The organism is Nonomuraea sp. NPDC059007 (assembly GCF_042740555.1).
Taxonomy (GTDB): Bacteria; Actinomycetota; Actinomycetes; order Streptosporangiales; family Streptosporangiaceae; genus Nonomuraea.
In genome coordinates, this window is record NZ_JBHYJD010000003.1 from 244,896 (window position 1) to 263,360 (window position 18,465).

General features: G+C 71.8%; 13 protein-coding genes. 7 read left to right on the forward strand and 6 right to left on the reverse strand.

All coding sequences use genetic code 11. The features are described from left to right. Window positions 1-16: 16 nt before the first annotated feature. Together ACFWY5_RS06505 and ybaK are read left to right on the forward strand one after the other, a co-directional pair. Window positions 17-727, forward strand: coding sequence for an AraC family transcriptional regulator (locus tag ACFWY5_RS06505; protein WP_379630716.1), 711 nt, complete (start codon window positions 17-19; stop codon window positions 725-727). A gap of 38 nt (window positions 728-765) precedes the next feature. Further along, the gene (gene ybaK, locus ACFWY5_RS06510; RefSeq protein WP_379630717.1) at window positions 766-1,266 is read left to right on the forward strand and encodes a Cys-tRNA(Pro) deacylase; all 501 of its coding nucleotides are present in this window, start codon (window positions 766-768) and stop codon (window positions 1,264-1,266) included. Here the strand turns inward: ybaK and ACFWY5_RS06515 are convergent. Then, entirely contained in the window at window positions 1,253-1,513 is a 261-nt protein-coding gene (locus ACFWY5_RS06515) for an RDD family protein (RefSeq protein WP_379630718.1), read from the reverse strand. The two genes, ybaK and ACFWY5_RS06515, sit on opposite strands and share 14 nt — an antisense overlap. A 170-nt stretch (window positions 1,514-1,683) precedes the next feature. Between ACFWY5_RS06515 and ACFWY5_RS06520 the strand changes: the two genes are divergently transcribed. Next, complete coding sequence (locus ACFWY5_RS06520; protein ID WP_379630719.1) at window positions 1,684-3,054, forward strand: amidase; 1,371 nt, start codon at window positions 1,684-1,686, stop codon at window positions 3,052-3,054. Here ACFWY5_RS06520 and ACFWY5_RS06525 read toward each other — a convergent pair. After that, window positions 3,051-3,527: a hypothetical protein gene (locus ACFWY5_RS06525; RefSeq protein ID WP_379624029.1), complete on the reverse strand. Its 477-nt coding sequence runs from the start codon at window positions 3,525-3,527 to the stop codon at window positions 3,051-3,053. The two genes, ACFWY5_RS06520 and ACFWY5_RS06525, sit on opposite strands and share 4 nt — an antisense overlap. Window positions 3,528-3,667: 140 nt before the next feature. On the opposite strand from ACFWY5_RS06525, the gene murA reads away from it, so the two are divergent. The 3 genes from murA to ACFWY5_RS06540 all read left to right on the forward strand — a co-directional run bounded on the left by murA (window position 3,668) and on the right by ACFWY5_RS06540 (window position 10,195). Further along, entirely contained in the window at window positions 3,668-4,978 is a 1,311-nt protein-coding gene (murA, locus tag ACFWY5_RS06530) for a UDP-N-acetylglucosamine 1-carboxyvinyltransferase (protein ID WP_379630720.1), read from the forward strand. A gap of 52 nt (window positions 4,979-5,030) precedes the next feature. Further along, window positions 5,031-7,235 carry a transglycosylase domain-containing protein gene (locus ACFWY5_RS06535; RefSeq protein WP_379630721.1) on the forward strand — a complete coding sequence of 735 codons (2,205 nt, stop codon included), beginning with the start codon at window positions 5,031-5,033 and terminating at the stop codon, window positions 7,233-7,235. Window positions 7,236-7,345: 110 nt separating this feature from the next. Then, window positions 7,346-10,195, forward strand: a complete 2,850-nt coding sequence (locus ACFWY5_RS06540) for an ATP-binding protein (RefSeq protein ID WP_379630722.1) — start codon at window positions 7,346-7,348, stop codon at window positions 10,193-10,195. Window positions 10,196-10,199: 4 nt separating this feature from the next. Here ACFWY5_RS06540 and ACFWY5_RS06545 read toward each other — a convergent pair whose 3' ends face one another. Together ACFWY5_RS06545 and ACFWY5_RS06550 are read right to left on the reverse strand one after the other, a co-directional pair. After that, the gene (locus ACFWY5_RS06545) at window positions 10,200-13,598 is read right to left on the reverse strand and encodes a M28 family peptidase (protein ID WP_379630723.1); all 3,399 of its coding nucleotides are present in this window, start codon (window positions 13,596-13,598) and stop codon (window positions 10,200-10,202) included. A 721-nt stretch (window positions 13,599-14,319) separates the two neighbouring features. After that, window positions 14,320-14,946: a TolB family protein gene (locus ACFWY5_RS06550; RefSeq protein WP_379630724.1), complete on the reverse strand. Its 627-nt coding sequence runs from the start codon at window positions 14,944-14,946 to the stop codon at window positions 14,320-14,322. 490 nt (window positions 14,947-15,436) lie between these two features. Between ACFWY5_RS06550 and ACFWY5_RS06555 the strand changes: the two genes are divergently transcribed. Beyond that, a complete protein-coding gene (locus tag ACFWY5_RS06555; RefSeq protein ID WP_379630725.1) occupies window positions 15,437-15,982 on the forward strand; it encodes a hypothetical protein in 546 nt (181 codons plus the stop codon). On the opposite strand, the gene ACFWY5_RS06560 is transcribed toward ACFWY5_RS06555, so the two are convergent. Next, window positions 15,957-17,126 carry an MFS transporter gene (locus tag ACFWY5_RS06560; RefSeq protein WP_379618491.1) on the reverse strand — a complete coding sequence of 390 codons (1,170 nt, stop codon included), beginning with the start codon at window positions 17,124-17,126 and terminating at the stop codon, window positions 15,957-15,959. The genes ACFWY5_RS06555 and ACFWY5_RS06560 overlap by 26 nt on opposite strands. Beyond that, window positions 17,127-18,422: a discoidin domain-containing protein gene (locus ACFWY5_RS06565; RefSeq protein ID WP_379630726.1), complete on the reverse strand. Its 1,296-nt coding sequence runs from the start codon at window positions 18,420-18,422 to the stop codon at window positions 17,127-17,129. It abuts the gene before it with no gap. Between the last annotated feature and the right edge of the window lie 43 nt (window positions 18,423-18,465).

The following is an 18,465-nucleotide window of genomic DNA, read 5'->3' on the forward strand; positions in this document are numbered from 1 at the left end:
CCGGATGGTGCGGCACATGCCGGAGGCCCCTACCGGGACCCGTCCCCTGCCCGGCGGCGGCGAGATCGACGCGCACCGGCACGACGACCACCAGATCGCCTATCCCTACGAGGGCGTCATCTCCATCACCACCGGCGCGGGCACCTGGGTGGCGCCGGGCAACAGGGCGCTGTGGATCCCGGCGGGCACCGTCCACGAGCATCGTGCCTACGGGCGTACCGACCTGCGCCTGATCGGCTTCACCGAGAACCCGCTGCGCCTGGAGCGACCCGCCGTCCTGGCCGTGACGCCCCTGCTGCGCGAGCTGATCGTGGCCTGCTCCGAGGAGCCGGGAGACCCGCTGCTGCGCGCCGTCCTGCTCGACCGGCTGCGCCGCTCCCCCGCCCCCGAGCACCCGGTGCACCTGCCCGCGCCGCGCGACCCCCGCCTGGCCGCGGTCTGCGCGATGGTCCGGGCCGATCCGGCCGGCGACCGTACGCTGCCGGAGCTGGCCGCGGCGGCGGGCACCAGCGACCGCACCCTGGCCAGGCTCTGCCGCACGGAGCTCGGCATGACCTTCCCGCAGTGGCGTACACAGACCCGCCTGCACCACGCCCTGATCCTGCTGGCGGAGGGCCTCCAGGTCACCACCGTGGCCCACCGGTGCGGCTGGTCGTCGGCCAGCGCCTTCATCGACGCCTTCCGGCATGTTTTCGGCCACACCCCGGGCCGCGCGTTCCGTTCCTGACGCCTTTACATTGTAGATCCTGAGTACGATGAAGTGCTGTGAGCAAGAAGAGCAAAGGCGGCGGTCAGGGCACCCCGGCCACCGTGGCGCTGGCCAAGGCGGGGGCGGACTTCACCCTCCATCCGTACGAGCACGACGCGAACGCGCAGGCCTATGGCGAGGAGGCGGCCGACGCGCTCGGCCTGCCGTACGAGCAGATCTTCAAGACGCTCGTGGCCGAGGTGGAGAGCGGGCTGGCGGTGGCGGTGGTGCCGGTGGCGGGCAAGCTGGACCTGAAGGCGTTCGCGGCGGCGCTCCGGAGCAAGCGGGCGGCGATGGCCGACGCGGCCAAGGTCGAGCGGGTCACCGGCTACGTGGTGGGCGGCATCAGCCCGCTCGGGCAGCGCAGGCAGTTGCCGACCGTGGTGGACGAGTCGGCGCTCGGCTTCGAGACGATCTACTTCTCGGCCGGGCGGCGCGGGCTGCAGATCGAGACGGCGCCGGGCAACCTCGTCGGGCTGACCCGGGCCACGACAGCTCCGATCGCTAAGACCGGCTGACCACGCGCGTACCGGCGGCCAGGTCGTGCAGGCCGGCGCGGTCGCGGCGCGCGAGCAGGAGCACCAGCGTGAGCAGCACCATCGCGTAGCAGACGACCAGGGCCGCGAGGACGGCCACGCCCGTCTCGCCGGAGGTGTGGACCGTCCGGATGACCGCCATGTGGGCGAGTTGCCAGGGCAGGAGCTTGACCGCGTTGCGGGCCAGCACCCGGCCCGGCCCCGGCCGCCCGCCGTCCACGGTGGTCACGACCAGGCCGGCGCGGCCACCGCGAGGACGGCGAGCCAGCCCAGGATGACGAGACAGTCGAGGCCCAGCGCGACGAAGCGGGGTTTCAGCGGCGCCTTGACCATGGTCCGACGATGCCGGCGGACGGGCGGGTGCGCCTCCCCCCGGGGGAGGATTCGTAGGATCGCCCTGTGACGGATCTGCACTATCTGACGGCCACCGAGATGTCCCGGCTGCTGCGCGCCCGCGACATCAGCGCCGTGGAGCTGCTCCAGGCCCACCTCGACCGCATCGAACAGGTCAATCCCCGCGTCAACGCCATCGTGACGCTCGCCGCCGAGCAGGCCATGGACACCGCGCGGGCGCTGGACTCCGTCGCGCCCGCCGGGCCGCTGCACGGGCTGCCCGTCGCGCACAAGGACCTCGTGGACACCGCGGGCCTGCGCACCACGTACGGCTCGCCCGCCTTCGCCGACCACGTGCCGGAGAAGGACGACCTGATCGTGCAGCGGCTCAAGGCGGCCGGGGCGGTCACGATCGGCAAGACCAACACGCCCGAGTACGGCACCGGCTCCCACACCGTCAACGAGGTCTTCGGCGCCACCCGCAACCCCTACGACCTGACCAGGTCGGCGGGCGGCTCCAGCGGCGGCGCGGCCGCGGCGCTGGCCGCCGGGATGATCCCGCTGGCCGACGGCTCGGACATGGGCGGTTCGCTGCGCAATCCGGCCTCGTTCTGCAACGTGGTGGGGCTGCGGCCGACGCCCGGCCGGGTGCCGGCGATCTCCGACAAGGCGGCCTGGTACACCCTCGCCGTCCCCGGCCCCATGGCCAGGACCGTCGACGACCTCGTGCTGATGCTGCAGGTCGTCTCCGGGTTCCACCCGGGCTCGCCGTTCGCGGTCACCGAGCCCTTCCGCACCGATCCCATCGAGTCCGTGGAACACATGAGGGTCGCCTGGAGCCCCGACCTGGGCGGGCTGCCCGTCGACCCGCGTACCGCCGAGGTCACCGCGAACGCGCCGCGGATCCTGGAAGAGCTCGGCGCCCGTGTCGAGCGGGTGGACCTCGACCTGTCCGACGCCGACGACGCCTTCCGTATCTACCGGGCCTGGTACTACGCGCTGGCCTTCCCCGACCTGGACATCCTCGGCCCCAACACCCGCTGGAACGCCGAACAGGGCCGCCTGCTCACCGGCGCCGACCTGGCCCGCGCCGAACGCCTGCGCACCGGCCTCTACCACCGCATGACCGCGTTCTGGGATCGCTACGACGTCCTGCTCGCCCCGGTCAGCCAGGTGCCGCCCTTCCCGGTCGAGGACCCGTACGTCGCCGAGATCAACGGGGTCCGGCTGCCCGACTACCTGTCGTGGATGCGCTCGGCGTACTGGATCAGCGTCCTGCACGCGCCCGCCGCCAGCGTCCCCGCGGGCTTCACGCCGGACGGGCTGCCGGTCGGCGTGCAGATCGTCGGCCGCCCCTTCGCCGACGCGCGCGTCCTGCGCGTGGCTCGCGCCTTCGAGCAGGCCACCAGGTACGGCTCCCGCCGCCCCACCCTCTAGATCCCGTACGGCTTGCGCAGCGCCGAGTCGCGGTAGCCGTGCATGCCTTCGAGCAGGCCGAACAGCGCCACGGCCAGCAGCGGCCAGGCCACGAGCACCCCGCGCGCGGTGAGCTCCAGCGACCCCGGCACCACCTTCAGGCCGGGCGCCGCCGCCTCCACGGTGACCACGCCGATGGTGACGGCGGAGCCGACCCACAGCGTGAGGAAGGAGGCCAGCACGCCGCCGGCGCAGAGCCCGGCGAGCACGGGCAACTGCTCGCGCCGGTTGCGAAACCACGCCGCGGCCCCGCACAGCAGGCCGAGCCCGCCGGTGATCGCCGCGAACCATCCGTCGGCGGCGATGAGCGCCTGCGTGGACGGGTCGGCCAGCGCGGGGCCCTTCTCGGTGACCGCCATCGCCGCGCGCGGAGCCGCGTACGACCAGGCCAGACCGGCCAGAACCCCCAGGACCGCCATGACAAGCACGGTCACCGCGAAAGGCCGCACATGCCGTACCACGCCACTCTCCCTCGCAACTATGCCCGAACCGCTCGATGGTATCTCGGTACCTACCCGAACACGCCGAGGCGGACATCGCACCAGCGCCTCCGGTAACGCGGGACAATGTCCGGATGAGCGATGAAGAGGTCTGGCTGATCGATCCCTCCGGACCGCTGCGGGGGGACGTCGTCGTCAGGGGATCCAAGAACGGTGTCTCCAAGCACATGGTGGCCGCCATGCTGGGCACCGGGGAGAGCACGATCGGCAACGCGCCCGAGGTCGGCGAGGTCGGCATCACCGCCGCCATGCTGCGCGCCCTCGGCATCAACGTGGAGATCGACGACGGCGAGATCCGCATCGAGCAGGGGCCGGAGATCCGGCCGAGGGTGCCGGAGGAGTACACCGGGCTCAACCGCATCCCCATCCTGATGCTCGGCCCGCTGCTGCACCTGGCCGGAGAGGCGTTCGTGCCGCTGGTCGGCGGCGACCCGATCGGCCGGCGGCCCATCGACTTCCACGTCGACGCGCTGCGCCAGATGGGCGCCGAGGTCGACATCCAGGAGGGCGGCGTCTACGCCAAGGCCAAGCGGCTCAACGGCACCCGCCTCGTGCTGCCCTACCCGAGCGTCGGCGCCACCGAGACGGTGCTGATGTCGGCGGTGCTGGCCGAGGGCAAGACCGTGCTGAAGAACGCGGCCATGGAGCCGGAGGTCGTGGAGCTGGCGCTGTTCCTGCAGCGGATGGGCGCCAGGATCGAGCTCTCGCCCGACCGCAGGATCGTCATCGAGGGCGTCGAGCGCCTGCACGGCGCCCAGACGTGGCTGGCCGGCGACCGTATCGAGGCCTTCTCCTACCTGGCGGCCGGGCTGGTGACCGGCGGCGAGGTACGCGTGCACGGCTGCCCGCAGGACCGCCTGGTCACCGCGATCACCACGCTGGCCAGGATGGGCGCCCAGTTCCAGATCAACGACGAGTACCTGTGCGCGACCGCCCCGCCCGAGGGCCTGCGCTCGGCGGCGGTGCAGACCGACACCCATCCGGGGTTCATGACCGACTGGCAGACGCCGCTCATGGTGCTGTTCACGCAGAGCCAGGGCATGTCGGTGCTTCACGAGACCGTCTTCGAGAACCGTCTGGTCTACGTGCCCGCGCTGCAGGAGATGCGCTGCGAGATCGAGGTGTTCGACCAGTGCCTGGGCGGCCCGGCCTGCCGCTACCACGACACCAACGCCAAGCACTCGGCGGTCGTGCGGGGCGTGTCGCAGCTCAAGGGCGCCGACGTGCGGCTGCCCGACATCCGCGCCGGCTTCTCCGCGGTGCTGGCGGCGGCGGTGGCCGACGGGCAGTCCACGCTGCGCGGAGTACACCACATCGAACGCGGATATCACCGGCCTTTCGAGCAGTTCAAGATGCTCGGATTGAACATCCAAAGGCGCCGGTAAAGAGTTGGAAGCGGGCGTTTGCCGCTGATCACCAGGTCGTACATCATCCTTCGTGACTGTCCTCAAATCCGTCGGCGCTTTGGGGGTGGTGGGGGCTCTCGGAGGGGTGCTCACGGCCGCCTTGGCCGTGCCCGCCGTCAGCGGCGCGGGGCTCACGGCCAAGAACCTCGCCGCGACCTTCACCGACCTGCCGCCCGCCCCCCGCGAAGAGCCGCTCTCCCAGGTGACGCGGCTCCTCGACCGGCACGGTGAGGTCTTCGCGCAGTTCTACACCGCCAACAGGACCGAGGTGCCGCTGGCCGGGGTCGCGCCGGTCATGCGCCAGGCCATCGTGGCCATCGAGGACGCCCGCTTCTACGAGCACGGCGGCCTGGACGTCAAGGGCACGATCCGGGCACTGATCACCAACAGCCAGGCGGGCGGCATCCGGCAGGGCGGCTCCTCCCTCACCCAGCAGCTCGTGAAGAACATCCTGGTGGAGAACGCGCAGAGCGAGGTCGAGCGCGACCGGGCACGGGCGCCCAGCATGGCCAGGAAGATCACCGAGCTGCGGTACGCGCTCGCGCTGGAGGAGAAGTACCGCAAGGACGAGATCCTGGAGCGCTACCTCAACATCGCCTACTTCGGCGCTGGAGCCTACGGCGTCGAGGCCGCCGCCCGGCGCTTCTTCTCCACCTCCTCGGCCAAGCTCACGCTCACCCAGGCGGCCACGCTGGCCGGGGCGGTACGCTCGCCGTACGCCAACGACCCCTCGCTCGGGCGCAGGCAGCAGGCGCGGCTGAAGGCGCGGCGCGACCTCGTCCTGGACCGCATGGCCGCGCTCGGGATGATCACCGGGCCGCAGGCCGCGGCGGCCAAAGGCGCCAGGCTCGGCATCAAGCTGGCGCCGCAGCCGGGCGGCTGCGCCCAGAGCCCCTACCCGTTCTACTGCGTGTACGTGCAGCGGGAACTGCTCTCCAGCCCGGTCTTCGGCAACACGCCCGCCGAACGGCAGCGGCGCATGGCCCGCGGCGGGCTGACGATCCGCACCGCGCTCGACCCGAGGGCGCAGCGCGCCGCCGAGCGCGCGATCTCCGCGCAGGTACGGCCGGAGGACACCGAGGTGGCCGCCGAGGCCATGGTCGAGCCCGGCAACGGCCGCATCAGGGCGATGGCGGCCAGCAAGCGCTTCGGCAACAACCCCGGCAACCGCAAGAACGGCCCGAACACCACCTTCAACCTCCCCGCCGACGTCATGCACGGCGGCGGGCAGGGCTTCCAGGCGGGCTCGACGTTCAAGGCGTTCACGCTGGCCACCGCCCTGCAGCAGGGCTGGCGGTTCGGCCAGGGCTTCCAGACGCCCGGCGCGCTGGTGCCCGCGAGCGGCTACCGCGACTGCCGGGGCAACGCGGTCAACGACCGCAACGCCCGCGTCTACAACGCCAGCGGCGAGGGCAAGGGCGGCCCGCACAGCCTGGAGACCGGCACCTGGCAGTCGGTCAACATCTTCTACATGATGCTGGAGGAGAAGGTCGGTCTCTGCAACGTGGTCAGGACCGCGCAGGCGCTCGGCGTCAGCCGCGCCGACGGGACGGCGCTGCGCGAGGTGCCGACGTTCACGCTTGGCGTCAACGAGATGGACCCGGTGACGGTGGCCGCCTCGTTCGCCGCCTTCGGCGCCAGGGGCCGCTACTGCGAGCCGCAGGCCATCCTGGAGATCTCCGGCGGCGACACCGGCAGGACCGCGGTGCCGCCCTCCTGCGAGCAGGCGCTCGACCGGCGCGTGGCCGACGCGGTCAACCACGTGCTCAGCGGGGTGTTCAGCAAGGGCACGATGAAGGGCCAGAGCATCGGCCGGCCCGCCGCCGGCAAGACCGGCACCAACAACGGCTACACCTCGGCGTGGTTCGCCGGATACACCCCGGACCTGGCGGCGGCGGTCAGCGTCGGCGACATCCGGGGCTCCTACCGCTACCCGCTGCGCGGCGTCCAGATCGGCGACCAGTACTACGGCTCGGTCCAGGGAGCCTCGCTGCCGGGCCCGATCTGGGTGCGGTCGATGGAGTCGGCGTTGCGGGGGGTACGAAGCCATGGCTTTGCCCATCCGGATATGTCACGCTTCGGCGGTGGATTCACTCCGGGGCTGAAGGAGGCCCAGGCGGCCGAGCGCAAGGCGGGACGCGACCGCAAGGCCCGCCACCAGCGGGTGCGCTGGAATCGCGGCGGCGGCAACCACCGCAAGCCGCACAAGGTGCGCTGGAAGCGCCGCCACCGCTGAAGAAGGCACTTGACATCGCATCGCAACCCGGGAGTTATGTTCCGGGATTGAACCACGTGGCTGCGGTGGATAACGTCCGGGAGGATTCACCTAGCCGTTCGGAGTCATTCATGCGCGATTGGCCAGGTTTAGTCGGGCGGGACGCCGCGCTTCAGTCGCTGCGCGAGGCGATGACGGCTCCCCCGTCCGTGGCGTTGGTGGAGGGCGAGCCGGGCATCGGCAAGACCACGCTGGTGCACGCGGCGGCCGTCCACGCCCGTGCGTCCGGGCGCAGCCTGCTGCTCGGGCACTGCCATCAGCTGCGCGAGCCGTTCCCCTATGGGCCGGTCTTCGAGGCGTTACGCGATCTGATGGGGCGCCTGCCGTACCCGGACAAGCTCAATCCCGTCACGGGTGCGCTGCGCGGCCATCTGCCCGAGCTGAGCGACGTGTTACCCGTGGCGCCGGCGCCCCTCACCGACCCGGACGCCGAGCGCCACCGCCTCTTCCGCGCCGTGCACGGCCTGCTGGACGCCGCCGGGCCGACCGTCCTGGTCATCGAGGACCTGCACTGGGCCGACGACGGCACCCAGGATCTGCTGCGGTTCCTGCGCCGCCGGCCGCCGGACGGGCTGTCGCTGGTCATGACCTACCGCAGGCGCGACCTGCCCGCCGCCGGGCTGCCGCTCGGCTCCGCCTACCGCCACGCCCCCGAGGCCACCACCGTCGTCATCCCGCTCGGCCCGCTCGACGCGCGCGACGTCGGCACGCTGGCCGCGGGCCTGCTCGGCCGCGACGACCTGCCCTCCGCCTTCGCCACCCGCCTGCACGAACGCACCTCCGGCATCCCGTTCCTGGTCGAGGAGGTCGTGCGCTCGCTGGGCGACGACCGCAGCCCCGAGGCCCTGGAACACGCCGGAGTGCCGTTGCTGCTGCGCGAGTCCATGACCGAGCAGCTGGCCAGGCTCTCCCCCGCCGCGCTCGGCACCGTCCGGGCGGCCGCCGTACTCCGCCTGCCTTCGGGCGAGCCGCAGCTCGCCGCCGTCGCCGGTGACGGGGGCGGCCTCCTTGAGGCGCTCGCCCTCGGCGTCCTGCACGAATATCCCGGCAACCGGTACGGCTTCCGCCACGCCCTCGCCCAGGAGGCGGTCTACGACACCATCCCCGGCCCCGACCGCAGGATGGCCCACGAGCGCGCGGTGCGGGCCCTGTCAGGCGAGGACCCGCCCTCGCTGGTCCAGCTCACCTTCCACGCCCGCAGGTCCGGCGACACCAACGCCTGGCTGCGCTACGGCACCGCCGCCGCCGAGCGGGCGGCCGCCCTCGGCGACGTGGCACTGGCGATCCAGCTCCTCGAGGAGATGGTCGCCGACCCGGGACTGCCCGGCTCGGAACGCGTCGCGCTGGTGCTGACCATGGGCCGCCTGGCCGTGGCCGGGCTGTCGGTGCCCCGCGTGACCCGGCTGCTCAAGCAGGTGCTCACGGACAACACGCTCTCCCGCGACCTGCGCGGCCAGGCCAGGCTGGCCCTCGGCCTCATCCTGTTCGCCCAGATGGGCGACATGGTCACCGGGCCGCCGGTGATCCTGACCGCCGTGGAGGAACTGGACGACCGCCCCGCGCTGGCGGCCAGGGGCCTGGCCGGTCTGGCCATGCCCTGGTGGGGCACCGAACCCCTGGCCGTGCACGAGAAGTGGATGGCCCGCGCCGAGGAACTGGTCGCGACCACCGACGACCCCGAGGTGAGCGCGGCCGTGCTCGGCAACAGGGCGGCGCTGGCCATGGCGATGGGCACCCCCGATGCGAGTAAGCTCATCGCCCGCCTGCCGGCCTCCGACCCCTCGGCCGCCGTACGCAGGCAGGTCGCCCGCGCCTACTGCAACCTCTACGACCTGGCCGCCACCCTCGGCCTGTACGGCGAGGCCGACGACCTCGGCCGCGTGGGCCGCACGCTCGCCCTGGAGACCGGTGCCTTCTTCCACGCCAACCTGGCCGAAGGGGTGGACCTGCGCCTGGCCTGGCTGACCGGGCGCTGGGAGGGACTGGGCGCCAGGGCGGCGACCGCGATCGAGCAGTTCGAGGAGACCCCGGTCGCGACCCTCGACGCGCACTTCGTCATCGGCCGCCTCGCGCTCGCCTCGGGCGAGTGGTCCGAGGCCGCCGCCCACCTGCACGCCGCCGGCCTCGACGAACCCCACGCCGGCTACCTGCCGCTCGCGCTGGCCGCCAGCGGCGGCCTCATCGAGCTGCACCTGGCCCGCGGCGAGGAGGCCCCGGCCGTGGTCGAGGCGGTACGCGCGGTGGAACGGCTGCGCGGCAAGGGCCTGTGGGTCTGGGGTGACCAGTTGCTGGTCCCCGCGGTCAACGCCCTGCTGCGCGGCGGGATGGCCGAGGAGGCGGCGGACCTGACCGCCGGCTTCGCCGACGGAGTCGTCGGCCGGCGCGCGCCCTCCAGCGCCGCCGCGCTCGACCTGGCCCGCGGCACCCTTGAGGCCGCCGCCGGCCGGCACGAGGCGGCCGCCGCCAGGTTCGCGCTGGCCCGCGCCGCCTACGCCGCCATGCCGCAGCCCTACGCCGCCGCACGCGCCGGAGAGGCCGAAGCGGGTTCCAATCTCGCCCTGGGTGACCGTACGGCCGCCGCCACCGCGCTGGCCGAGGCCGCGGAACGCTTCGCCGCGCTGGGGGCCACCCGGGACGCCGCCCGCTGCCGGCACGCGCTGCGCGAGTGCGGCGTCGCCATCCCGACCGTGCGGCGCAAGAGCGAAGGTGTCCTGTCGCCGCGGGAGCGGGAGGTGGCCAGGCTGGTGGCGCTGGGCCGTACCAACAAGGAGATCGCGGAGGTGCTGTTCCTGTCGCGCAGGACGGTCGAGACTCACGTGGCGACCCTCCTGCGCAAACTCGGAGTGCGCTCGCGGACGGAGGTCGTGTCCGCGCTCGCGGCTGAGGGGGTCCCGGCCGCCGAGCGGCCGGGACCCGGGTGACTCATCAGACCTTGATGCTCCACCAGTCGAGAACGCCCTGGTCCTGGGCGTAGACGTCCTCGATGTACAGCACCCACCGGCCGCTCGCCTGCTGGGTCACCGGCACGGACCAGGTCCGGGTGCCGAAGGCCGAGCAGGAGGTGCCGCCGGCGGCCCTGATCTGGCGCCACGCCCCGTTGGGGCCTTGCAGCCAGATGTCCAGGTCCTCCAGGCAGGTGTGGTTGCTGGTGGCCGTGACCGTCACCGGGGACTGCGCCGTGCCCGTCGCCGTGGAGGTGATCGGGCTCTGGATGTAGGTGAAGTCGCGGATCTGGTAGTCGGTGTCGTTGCGGAACGTGCGGCCGCCCGTGTCGCCCGTCACGTTCAGCGTGAACACCGTGGTGCGGGTCGCGGTCTCACCGGTGCCGGTGATCGTCACCGAGTGGTTGCCCGTCGGGGTCGACGCGCTGGTGGTGATCGTCAGCGTGGAGCTGGCTCCGGAGGTGACCGAGGCGGGGTTGAAGGTGGCGTTGGCGCCGGCGGGCAGGCCCGAGGCGGTCAGGTTGACCGTCTGCGCGGTGCCGGCCGTCGTCTGCGTGTTGATCGTGGTCGTCGCCGCATTGCCGGCCAGAACGGTGCCGGACGACGGGTTGGCCGCGATCGAGAAGTCGCGCGGGTTCGGGTTGTCCGTGCCCACCGCGTGCTTCCAGATGGCCCACGCCACCGCGTCGGAGGCGCGGTCGAGGACCGTGTCGTTGATGTTGGCGGAGGTGTCGCACGCCGCGTGGTAGCAGCGGTCGTAGGCCTGTCCGGCCGTGCCGCCCCACTTGGCCGCCTGCGCCTGGGTCTTGGTGTAGCTGGCGCCCGCGGCCACACCCGACGTCGCGATGCCCGCGTTGCGGAAGGTGGCGTCGTCGGAGCGGTTGGCGCCCTCGGTGTTCTCCTCAGGCTGCAGGTTCAGCCGGTCGTAGAACGCCTTCAGGTGCTGCGCGGCGGTGGTGTTGATGTTGTTGATGAAGTAGCCGCCGTTGGGCGAGCCCACCATGTCGTAGTTGTGGTAGACCTGGATCTTGTTGCGCTCGGTCTGGTTCAGCGTGGCCACGTAGCCCTCTGAGCCGTTGAGACCCTGCTCCTCGTCGCTCCACCAGCCGAACCTGACGTGCTTGAGCATGTTCGGCCGCGTCGCCGCCAGCGTCAGCGCGACCTCCAGCAACGCCGACGAGCCGGAGGCGTTGTCGTTGATGCCCGGTCCCGCCGAGACGCCGTCGAGGTGCGCGCCGGCCATGATGACCTGGTTGGCGTCGCCGCCCGGCCAGTCGGCGATCAGGTTCGGGCCCGCCCCGGAGGTACAGGTCGAACCGCACGCCACGCGGCGTACCTCGAAGCCGGCGGCCTGGAGCTTCTGCTCCACGTAGGAGACCGAGGCGGTGTAGCCGGCGCCGGTCGACCTGCGGTTGCCGCCGTTGTTGGTGGCGATCGTCTGGAACTGCGAGATGTGCGCCTTGACGTTCGTCAGGCTGATGTCCGGCGGATCCACCGTCGTGGTGCCCACGGTCAGCCGGTAGGTGGCCGTGTGCGTGGCGGTCTGGCCGGTGCCCGTCACCGTGATGGTGTGGGCGCCCTGCGGCGTCGTCGAGCTGGTCGTGATCGTCAGCGTGCTGTTGTTGCCGCTGGTCACCGACGCCGGGCTGAAGCTGGCGTTGGCGCCGGCGGGCACGCCGGAGGCGGTCAGGTTGACCGTCTGCGCGGCACCCGACGTGGTCTGGGTGCCGACCGTCGTCGTGGCCGTCTGACCCGGCTGCACCGTCCCCGTCGCCGGGTTGGTGGAGATGGAGAAGTCCTGGCCGGGCTGCTGGCAGGTCGGCTCGCCGGTCTGCACCGGCACGCTCACCGCGTTCCACGCCGCCTTCGTCGTGGCGCACTCGACGCTGTTGGCGCCGTACAGCTCCACCACCGCGGCCAGCGAGGCCGAACGGACGCCGGCGTAACGCCAGGACGAGGTCTTGCGGGCCAGGGCGCCCATGAAGATCTTGCCGGCCTTCTGGATGCCGATGCCGGTCACCGAGCTCGGCCCGCCGGAGCAGATCGGGCTGTTCGGCTTGCCGCCGCCGGGCGCGTTGCCCTCGGCCAGCAGGTAGAACCAGTGGTTCAGCGGACCGGCCGCCGCGTGCACCTCGGTGTTCGGGATCGCGGTGGACCAGCAGTTCGGGTCGCCGACGCGCGACGGGTCGAACATGTACCTGATCGGGCCGTCGCCCACCAGGTTCACCTCTTCACCCACCTCGTAGTCCGGCGGGTCGTTCGGGTGGTTGGCGTAGTGCTCGGTCAGAGCGCCGAAGATGTCGCCGGTGCCCTCGTTGATGCCGCCGTTCTCGTTGCCGGAACCGGCGCCGCCGGGCGTGGTCTGGAAGATGGCGTGGCCGTACTCGTGGCCGACCACGTCGATCGGGGTGACCTGGCGCTGGTTGTCCTGGGAGCGGCCGAAGTTGGTGTAGCTGCCGTTCCAGTACGCGTTGACGTCGGCCAGGCCGACACGCGCCGGGAAGCCGCGGCCGGCGCCGTCGATGCCGTTGCGGCCGAGCCAGTCACGCAGCATGTCCCACTCGCGCTGGGCGCCGTAGAGGGCGTCCACGCAGGCGGTCTCCAGGTTCGTGCCGGAGCCGTTGCCCCAGACGTCGTCCGGTCCGGTGTACGGCTGGCCGTTCTGACCGCCGCACTGGATGCCGGGACGGGAGGTGTCGACCATCCGGTAGGTGCCGCCGGACTGGCTCGTGTCGATGGTCACGTTCGGGTAGTAGTAGCCGTTGCCGGTGCCGGCCTTGACCTCGTCGTAATGGTCGGCCACCTTGCCGGTGCGGGCGTCCACGAAGACGTGCTGCTTGCTCGGCTTACGGGCGGCGACGCCCTCCACCACGGTCTCCCAGGCCAGCGTCGGCCGCTCGCCCCAGGCCAGCACGACCAGGCGGGGCGTACCGGTGACGTCCACCCGCGACAGGCGGCTCTTCGACACCCGGATCGCGCGCTCGGCGCTGACCACGGGCCGCACCGCGAGATCGGCCGGCGCGGGGCCGGAGGCCGCGGTGGTGTCACGCACCCGGCCCTGCGAGTCGGTCACGACGACAGCGTCGCCGCCGACCACCGGCAGGCCCCTGTAGGTGCGGTCGTAGGACACGTAGAACATGCCACTGGCGCCAGGCGTGACCGCCCGGCGCCAGTACGTCTCATCAGGTCCCTTGCGTAATTCGTCCAGCCCGCTGGCAACGGCCCGATCGGCCGCGGTGGCGGCGAGGCTCTTCGGGTCTGAGGCGGTCAGGCTCTTTTGGGGGTTGACGCCGGGGGGCGCCGCAGCGGCGGCCGGATTGATCACCATGGCGGCCGTGACGGCCAGCCCGGCGACTGCCGCGAGGACGGATCTGCGTCTCACTCGCCAGTCCTTTCAGGGTTCCGTCCACGCTGGCCCGCCGGTGTGGGCGGGCCGGCGTGGAGGATGGGGGGTGTGGCGGCTTGACACTAAGACTGGACAGCTTGACGGGATATCCGTATCGATATCGGTATACGTACGGAAATTACGTTAACCACCGCTTTACGCGCCCACCTGTAAGACACCCCACCCCCAGACACCCCGCACCCCGCACCCCGCACCCCGCACCCCGCACCCCGCACCCCGCACCCCGCACCCCGCACCCCGCACCCGGAATCCAACCCCACGTCTGACGCACTCCCCGCCCACGCCTCGCAAGGCCGCACTCCACGTCCGCGCCACCCCGCCCGGCGCTCGGCCCGCGCCTCTCCCCCGCACGCCCGTGGCCCCGCAAGGCCGCACTCCACGTCCGCGCCACCCCCGGCCACGCGCAGCCTGATGCCCGCACCGCCACCTCCGCTGTCCAGGCCGCAGCACGACGGCATGCGCGGGCAGGCGCAGCACGACAGAACCTCATGGCTACCCGAGGCACCCCGCCCCACCCCGCCCCGGCCCGTCACCGACCCAGCCCGGCTCTCGGCCCGCGCCTCTCCCCCGCACACCCGTGGCCCCGCAAGGCCGCACTCCACGTCCGCGCCACCCCCGGCCACGCGCAGCCTGATGCCCGCACCGCCACCCTCCGCTGTCCAGGCCGCAGAGAGAGACGGGGCGAGGGCGGGGGTGGTTAGTGGATGGCGGAGGGGGAGGAGGCGTTGGGGGTGAGGAGGCGGGGGGTGCCGGTGCCGTTGGCGGGGACGGACCAGATGTCCTTGCCCTTGGCGTACATCACGGTGCGCTCGTCCAGCCACGCGACCTGGTCGTCGATGGAGGCGGTCTCGGCCAGCGGCGTTTCGCGGCCGGTGGCGAGGTCGAGGGCGTGCAGGCGCCACGGGCCAGGTTTGACGCGTTTCTTGTAGACCAGGGTGGTGCCGTCCGGGGAGAGGGACGGGCATTCGGCGTTCTCGCGCAGCGTACGTGCGCGCCAGTTCGTGAAGTCCCCCTCCACCAGGTACGTCTTGCCCTTCGTTGACAGCGTGGCGTAGAAGCGGGAGTCGTCGGCGGCGAAGGTGATGCCCCAGTAGTTGACGTCGGCGGAGTAGTAGCGGCGGCCGTCGATCCGTAGCGGGATATCCTCGATGTTGATGATCACGTAGCCGGTCTTGATGTCCAGGATGCCGCTCCAGGTGGAGAAGCCGCCGCTGTTGTAGGAGTCACCGGTCACGAACATCGTCCACGACGCCATCCGCCCGCTGGCCGAGATCCGGGCCCGGCTGGGAATTCCGGCCAGCCGTACCTTGCGGACCTCACGCATCGACCGGTCAAGAATGATCGCGTCCGTGGTAGGCGGCGCACCAGGCCGAGTGACCAGGCAGATGGTCGTACCGGCGGCCGTGTAGTTCCGATCACACTTGGTGGCGCTTACGGCCGGCGTTGCCGTGGGATCGCCCATCGGCACCGCCGCCACCCGCCCCGAACTCCGAACCACGAGCTGCCCCGCCCTCCCCGGATCCACAGCCGAAGCCGCCGGCCCCTCCTTCTTCGCCGCCGCCCAGCTCGCATACCCCACAGCCACCCCGGCCAGCACCACAACCGCCAGAACAACCGCCCCCACCCGCCGACCCCCACCTCGCCTCCCAGAACCCCCTACCACCTGGTCGGTAGCCACCTCCTCCCTACCAACCACCTGGTAGGCGTCCGCCCCCACCCGCCCACCAAGACCCACCTCAGCAGCCCCACCCTCGCCCCGCGCAACCACCGGCTCACCAGAACCTGCCGGGCCCGAGGCTGTCCCCGAGCCAGGGGTGGTTCCCGGGCTAGAGGCGGTTGCCGAGCTAGAGGCGGTTGCCGAGCCGGGGGTGGTTGCCGGGCTAGAGGCGAGGTTAGAGGTCGCTATCGGGTCGGAGGCCGGAGGGGTGGAGGCAGAAGACGCGGAAGCGCCGGGGAAGGAGGGGGCGGAGGTGGGAGGCACGGAGGTGCGAGAAGCGAGGGCGGAAGGCCCAGAGGCGGGAGGGGTGGAGGCGGATGGGGCGGAGGCGGATGGGGCGGAGGCCGGAGGGGTGGAGGCGGGAGAGGTGGAGGCGGATGGGGCGGAGGCGGGAAGGGCCGAGGCCGATGCGGAGGAGGCTGATGGGGTGGAGGCGGATGGGGCGGAGGCCGATGCGGAGGAGGCTGATGCAGAGGAGGTGGGAGGGGCCGAGGCCGATGCGGTGGAGGCCGGAGAGGTCGAGGCCGGAGAGGTCGAGGCCGGAGAGGTCGAGGCCGGAGAGGTCGAGGCCGGAGGGGTGGAGGTGCGAGGGGTGGGGGGTGGGGGGTGGTTGGGGGTCATAGGACTCTCCAGGCGACGATGATGGATATGACGAGTCCGGCTGCCATCACCAGCAGCCCCTGCCCCGCGCCCAATCCGGTCCACAACACGCCGAACCCGATCGATGAGACCATCCGCGCCGCCGCCTGGCCCGTCTGGAGGACCGCGAGGCCGCTGGTTCGCAGGGTTTCGGGGAGCATCGGGCCGGCCAGGGCCATCAGCACCCCGTCCGTCGCCGCGTAGAACGCCCCGTGCAGCACGAGGACGGGCACGAGCCAGCCCGGTCCCATCAGCACCAGGTACGCCCCCAGCAACGCCAGGTGCCCGCCCAGGAACACGAAGGCCCTGCCGTACCGGTCGGATAGGCGGCCGAACGGGACGGCCAGCAGCAGATAGACCCCGGCCGTCCCCAACGGCAGCAAGGGGAACAGTTCCGGAGCGAATCCCAGCCGCCGCTGCAGCATGAGGTAGATGAACGCGTCGCTCACCGTGACCAGCCCGAGCAGGCACGCGGCCGCGCAGACCCGCAGGAACGCGCGGTCGCGCAGCACCGCCGCCCGCAGCGATGGCCGGGGAGCCAGGGGGCCGCGGCGGTCGCGGACCAGGGCGGCGAGCAGGACGACCCCGAGCATCGCGACGCAGAAGCTGGTCACGAACACGGCGTCGTGCGCGCCGCCGGTCGCCGCCAGTACGCCGAAGGCGGCCAGCGGGCCGAGGAAGGCGCCGGCGGTGTCCATCGCGCGGTGGACGCCGAAGGCGGAGCCGAGCCCCTCCGGCGGCGCGCTCAACGTGATCAGCGCGTCCCGGGGCGCGGTGCGCAGGCCCTTGCCGGTGCGGTCGGCGGCGATGGCCGCGCCGAGCGCCGCCACGGAGGCGCCGGCCGCCAGCAGTCCCACCTTGGCGGCGGCGGACAGGGCGTAGCCCGCGCCCGCCACCAGCTTGCGGCGGCGCCAGCGGTCGGCGGCGTGGCCGCCGGCCAGGCGTACGGCGGCGGTGATGCCGAAGTAGAGGCCGTCGAGGACGCCGAACTGCACGAGGCTGAGCCCGAGCGTCCCCACGAGGTACAGCGGAAGCACCGCTGTGATCATTTCTGAGGAGATGTCGGTCACCAGGCTCACCGCGCCGAGCGCCACCACGTTGGCGGGCACGGCGCGGGTGAGCATGGTGCCGCGGATCGACACGTACATCTAGTGGCAGTTGTAGGTCGGGCTGGTGTCCTTGACCGAACCGTCGACGCCGATGAGCTGCCAGGCGAACGTGGTGTCGGTGAAGTTCAGCTTCACGACGCCGAAGGTGTTGGTGAGCCGCTTCTGGCTGTTCGGCTGGACGTTCTCGATGTTGTACGGCGAGGCCCCGCCCATCCCGCCGAGGATCTCGACGATGCCGTTGGGGTCGGCCTGCGCGGTCGGGCTCTGGGGACCGAATCGCTCGTAGTGGTGGTCGTGCCCGTTGAGGACGAGCTCGGCTCCGGCGGCGTACAGACGCTGCCAGACCGGACGGCTGACCGGGTCGTTGCCGTGCGAACCGGAGCTGAACAACGGGTGGTGCCAGTAGGCGGCGACGCACCGCTTGGTGTTGGCGGCCAGGTCGGCGCTGAGCCAGTCGAGCTGGGTCTGGCTGTCGAAGGAGTTGGAGTCGAGGGCGATGAAGTGCCATTCGCCGCGGTCATAGCTGTAGTACGGCTTGCCCTGCGGATAGGCGATGGACCCGAAGTACGACTTGTAGCCGGCCAGCGGGCCCGCCGGGTCGTAGGTCTCGTGGTTGCCCGGCGAGGGGCGCGTCTTGGACTTGAACCGGCCCCACGTCTTGTCGTAGTAGTTCCGGAAGTCCGACAGCAGCGCGTCGTCGTACTGGTTGTCGCCCATGGTGATCACGAACTCGGGGTTCATGGACTCGACCAGGGCGGCGGTCTTGGGGTGGATGCAGGAGGAGCCGGAGGTGCACTGTTCGGCGATGTCGCCGGCGGCGGCGACGGTGAAGGAGGGGCCGCCGGGGCCGGGGGTGCCGCCGAACACCTGCATCTCCCACAGCGAGTAGCCGTAGGAGGTGCCGCGGGCGGTGCCGTACATGCGCACATAACGGCCGGAGGCGGTGAGGGTCAGGTCGTCGAGACCGCCGTCACCCGAGGTCGTGGAGTAGACGGTGCTCCAGGTGGAGGCGTCGGGCGAGACCTGGATCTGGTACGCCTTGCCGTAGGCGACCTCCCAGAACAACTTGACCCGCGAGATCTGCTGGACGCTGCCCAGGTCGACGCGGATCCACTGGGGATCGCTGCCTTCCAGGGAGGCCCAGCGGGTGGAGGTGAAGTTGCCGTCGACGGCCTTGCCCGAGCTGTAGGAGCTGCCCTCCTTGGAGGAGGACGAGGCGGGCTTGCCCTGCGACAGCAGGGTTTCGACGACGGCGGTGGCGGTGGCGGTGGCCGGGGTTAACAACCCGGCCATCAGGACGAGGACGGAGAGCAGAGACCAGCGTGCTCTGGACATGGCGAATCTCCTGGGGGGCGAGATCTGGGCATGATCCGTTGAG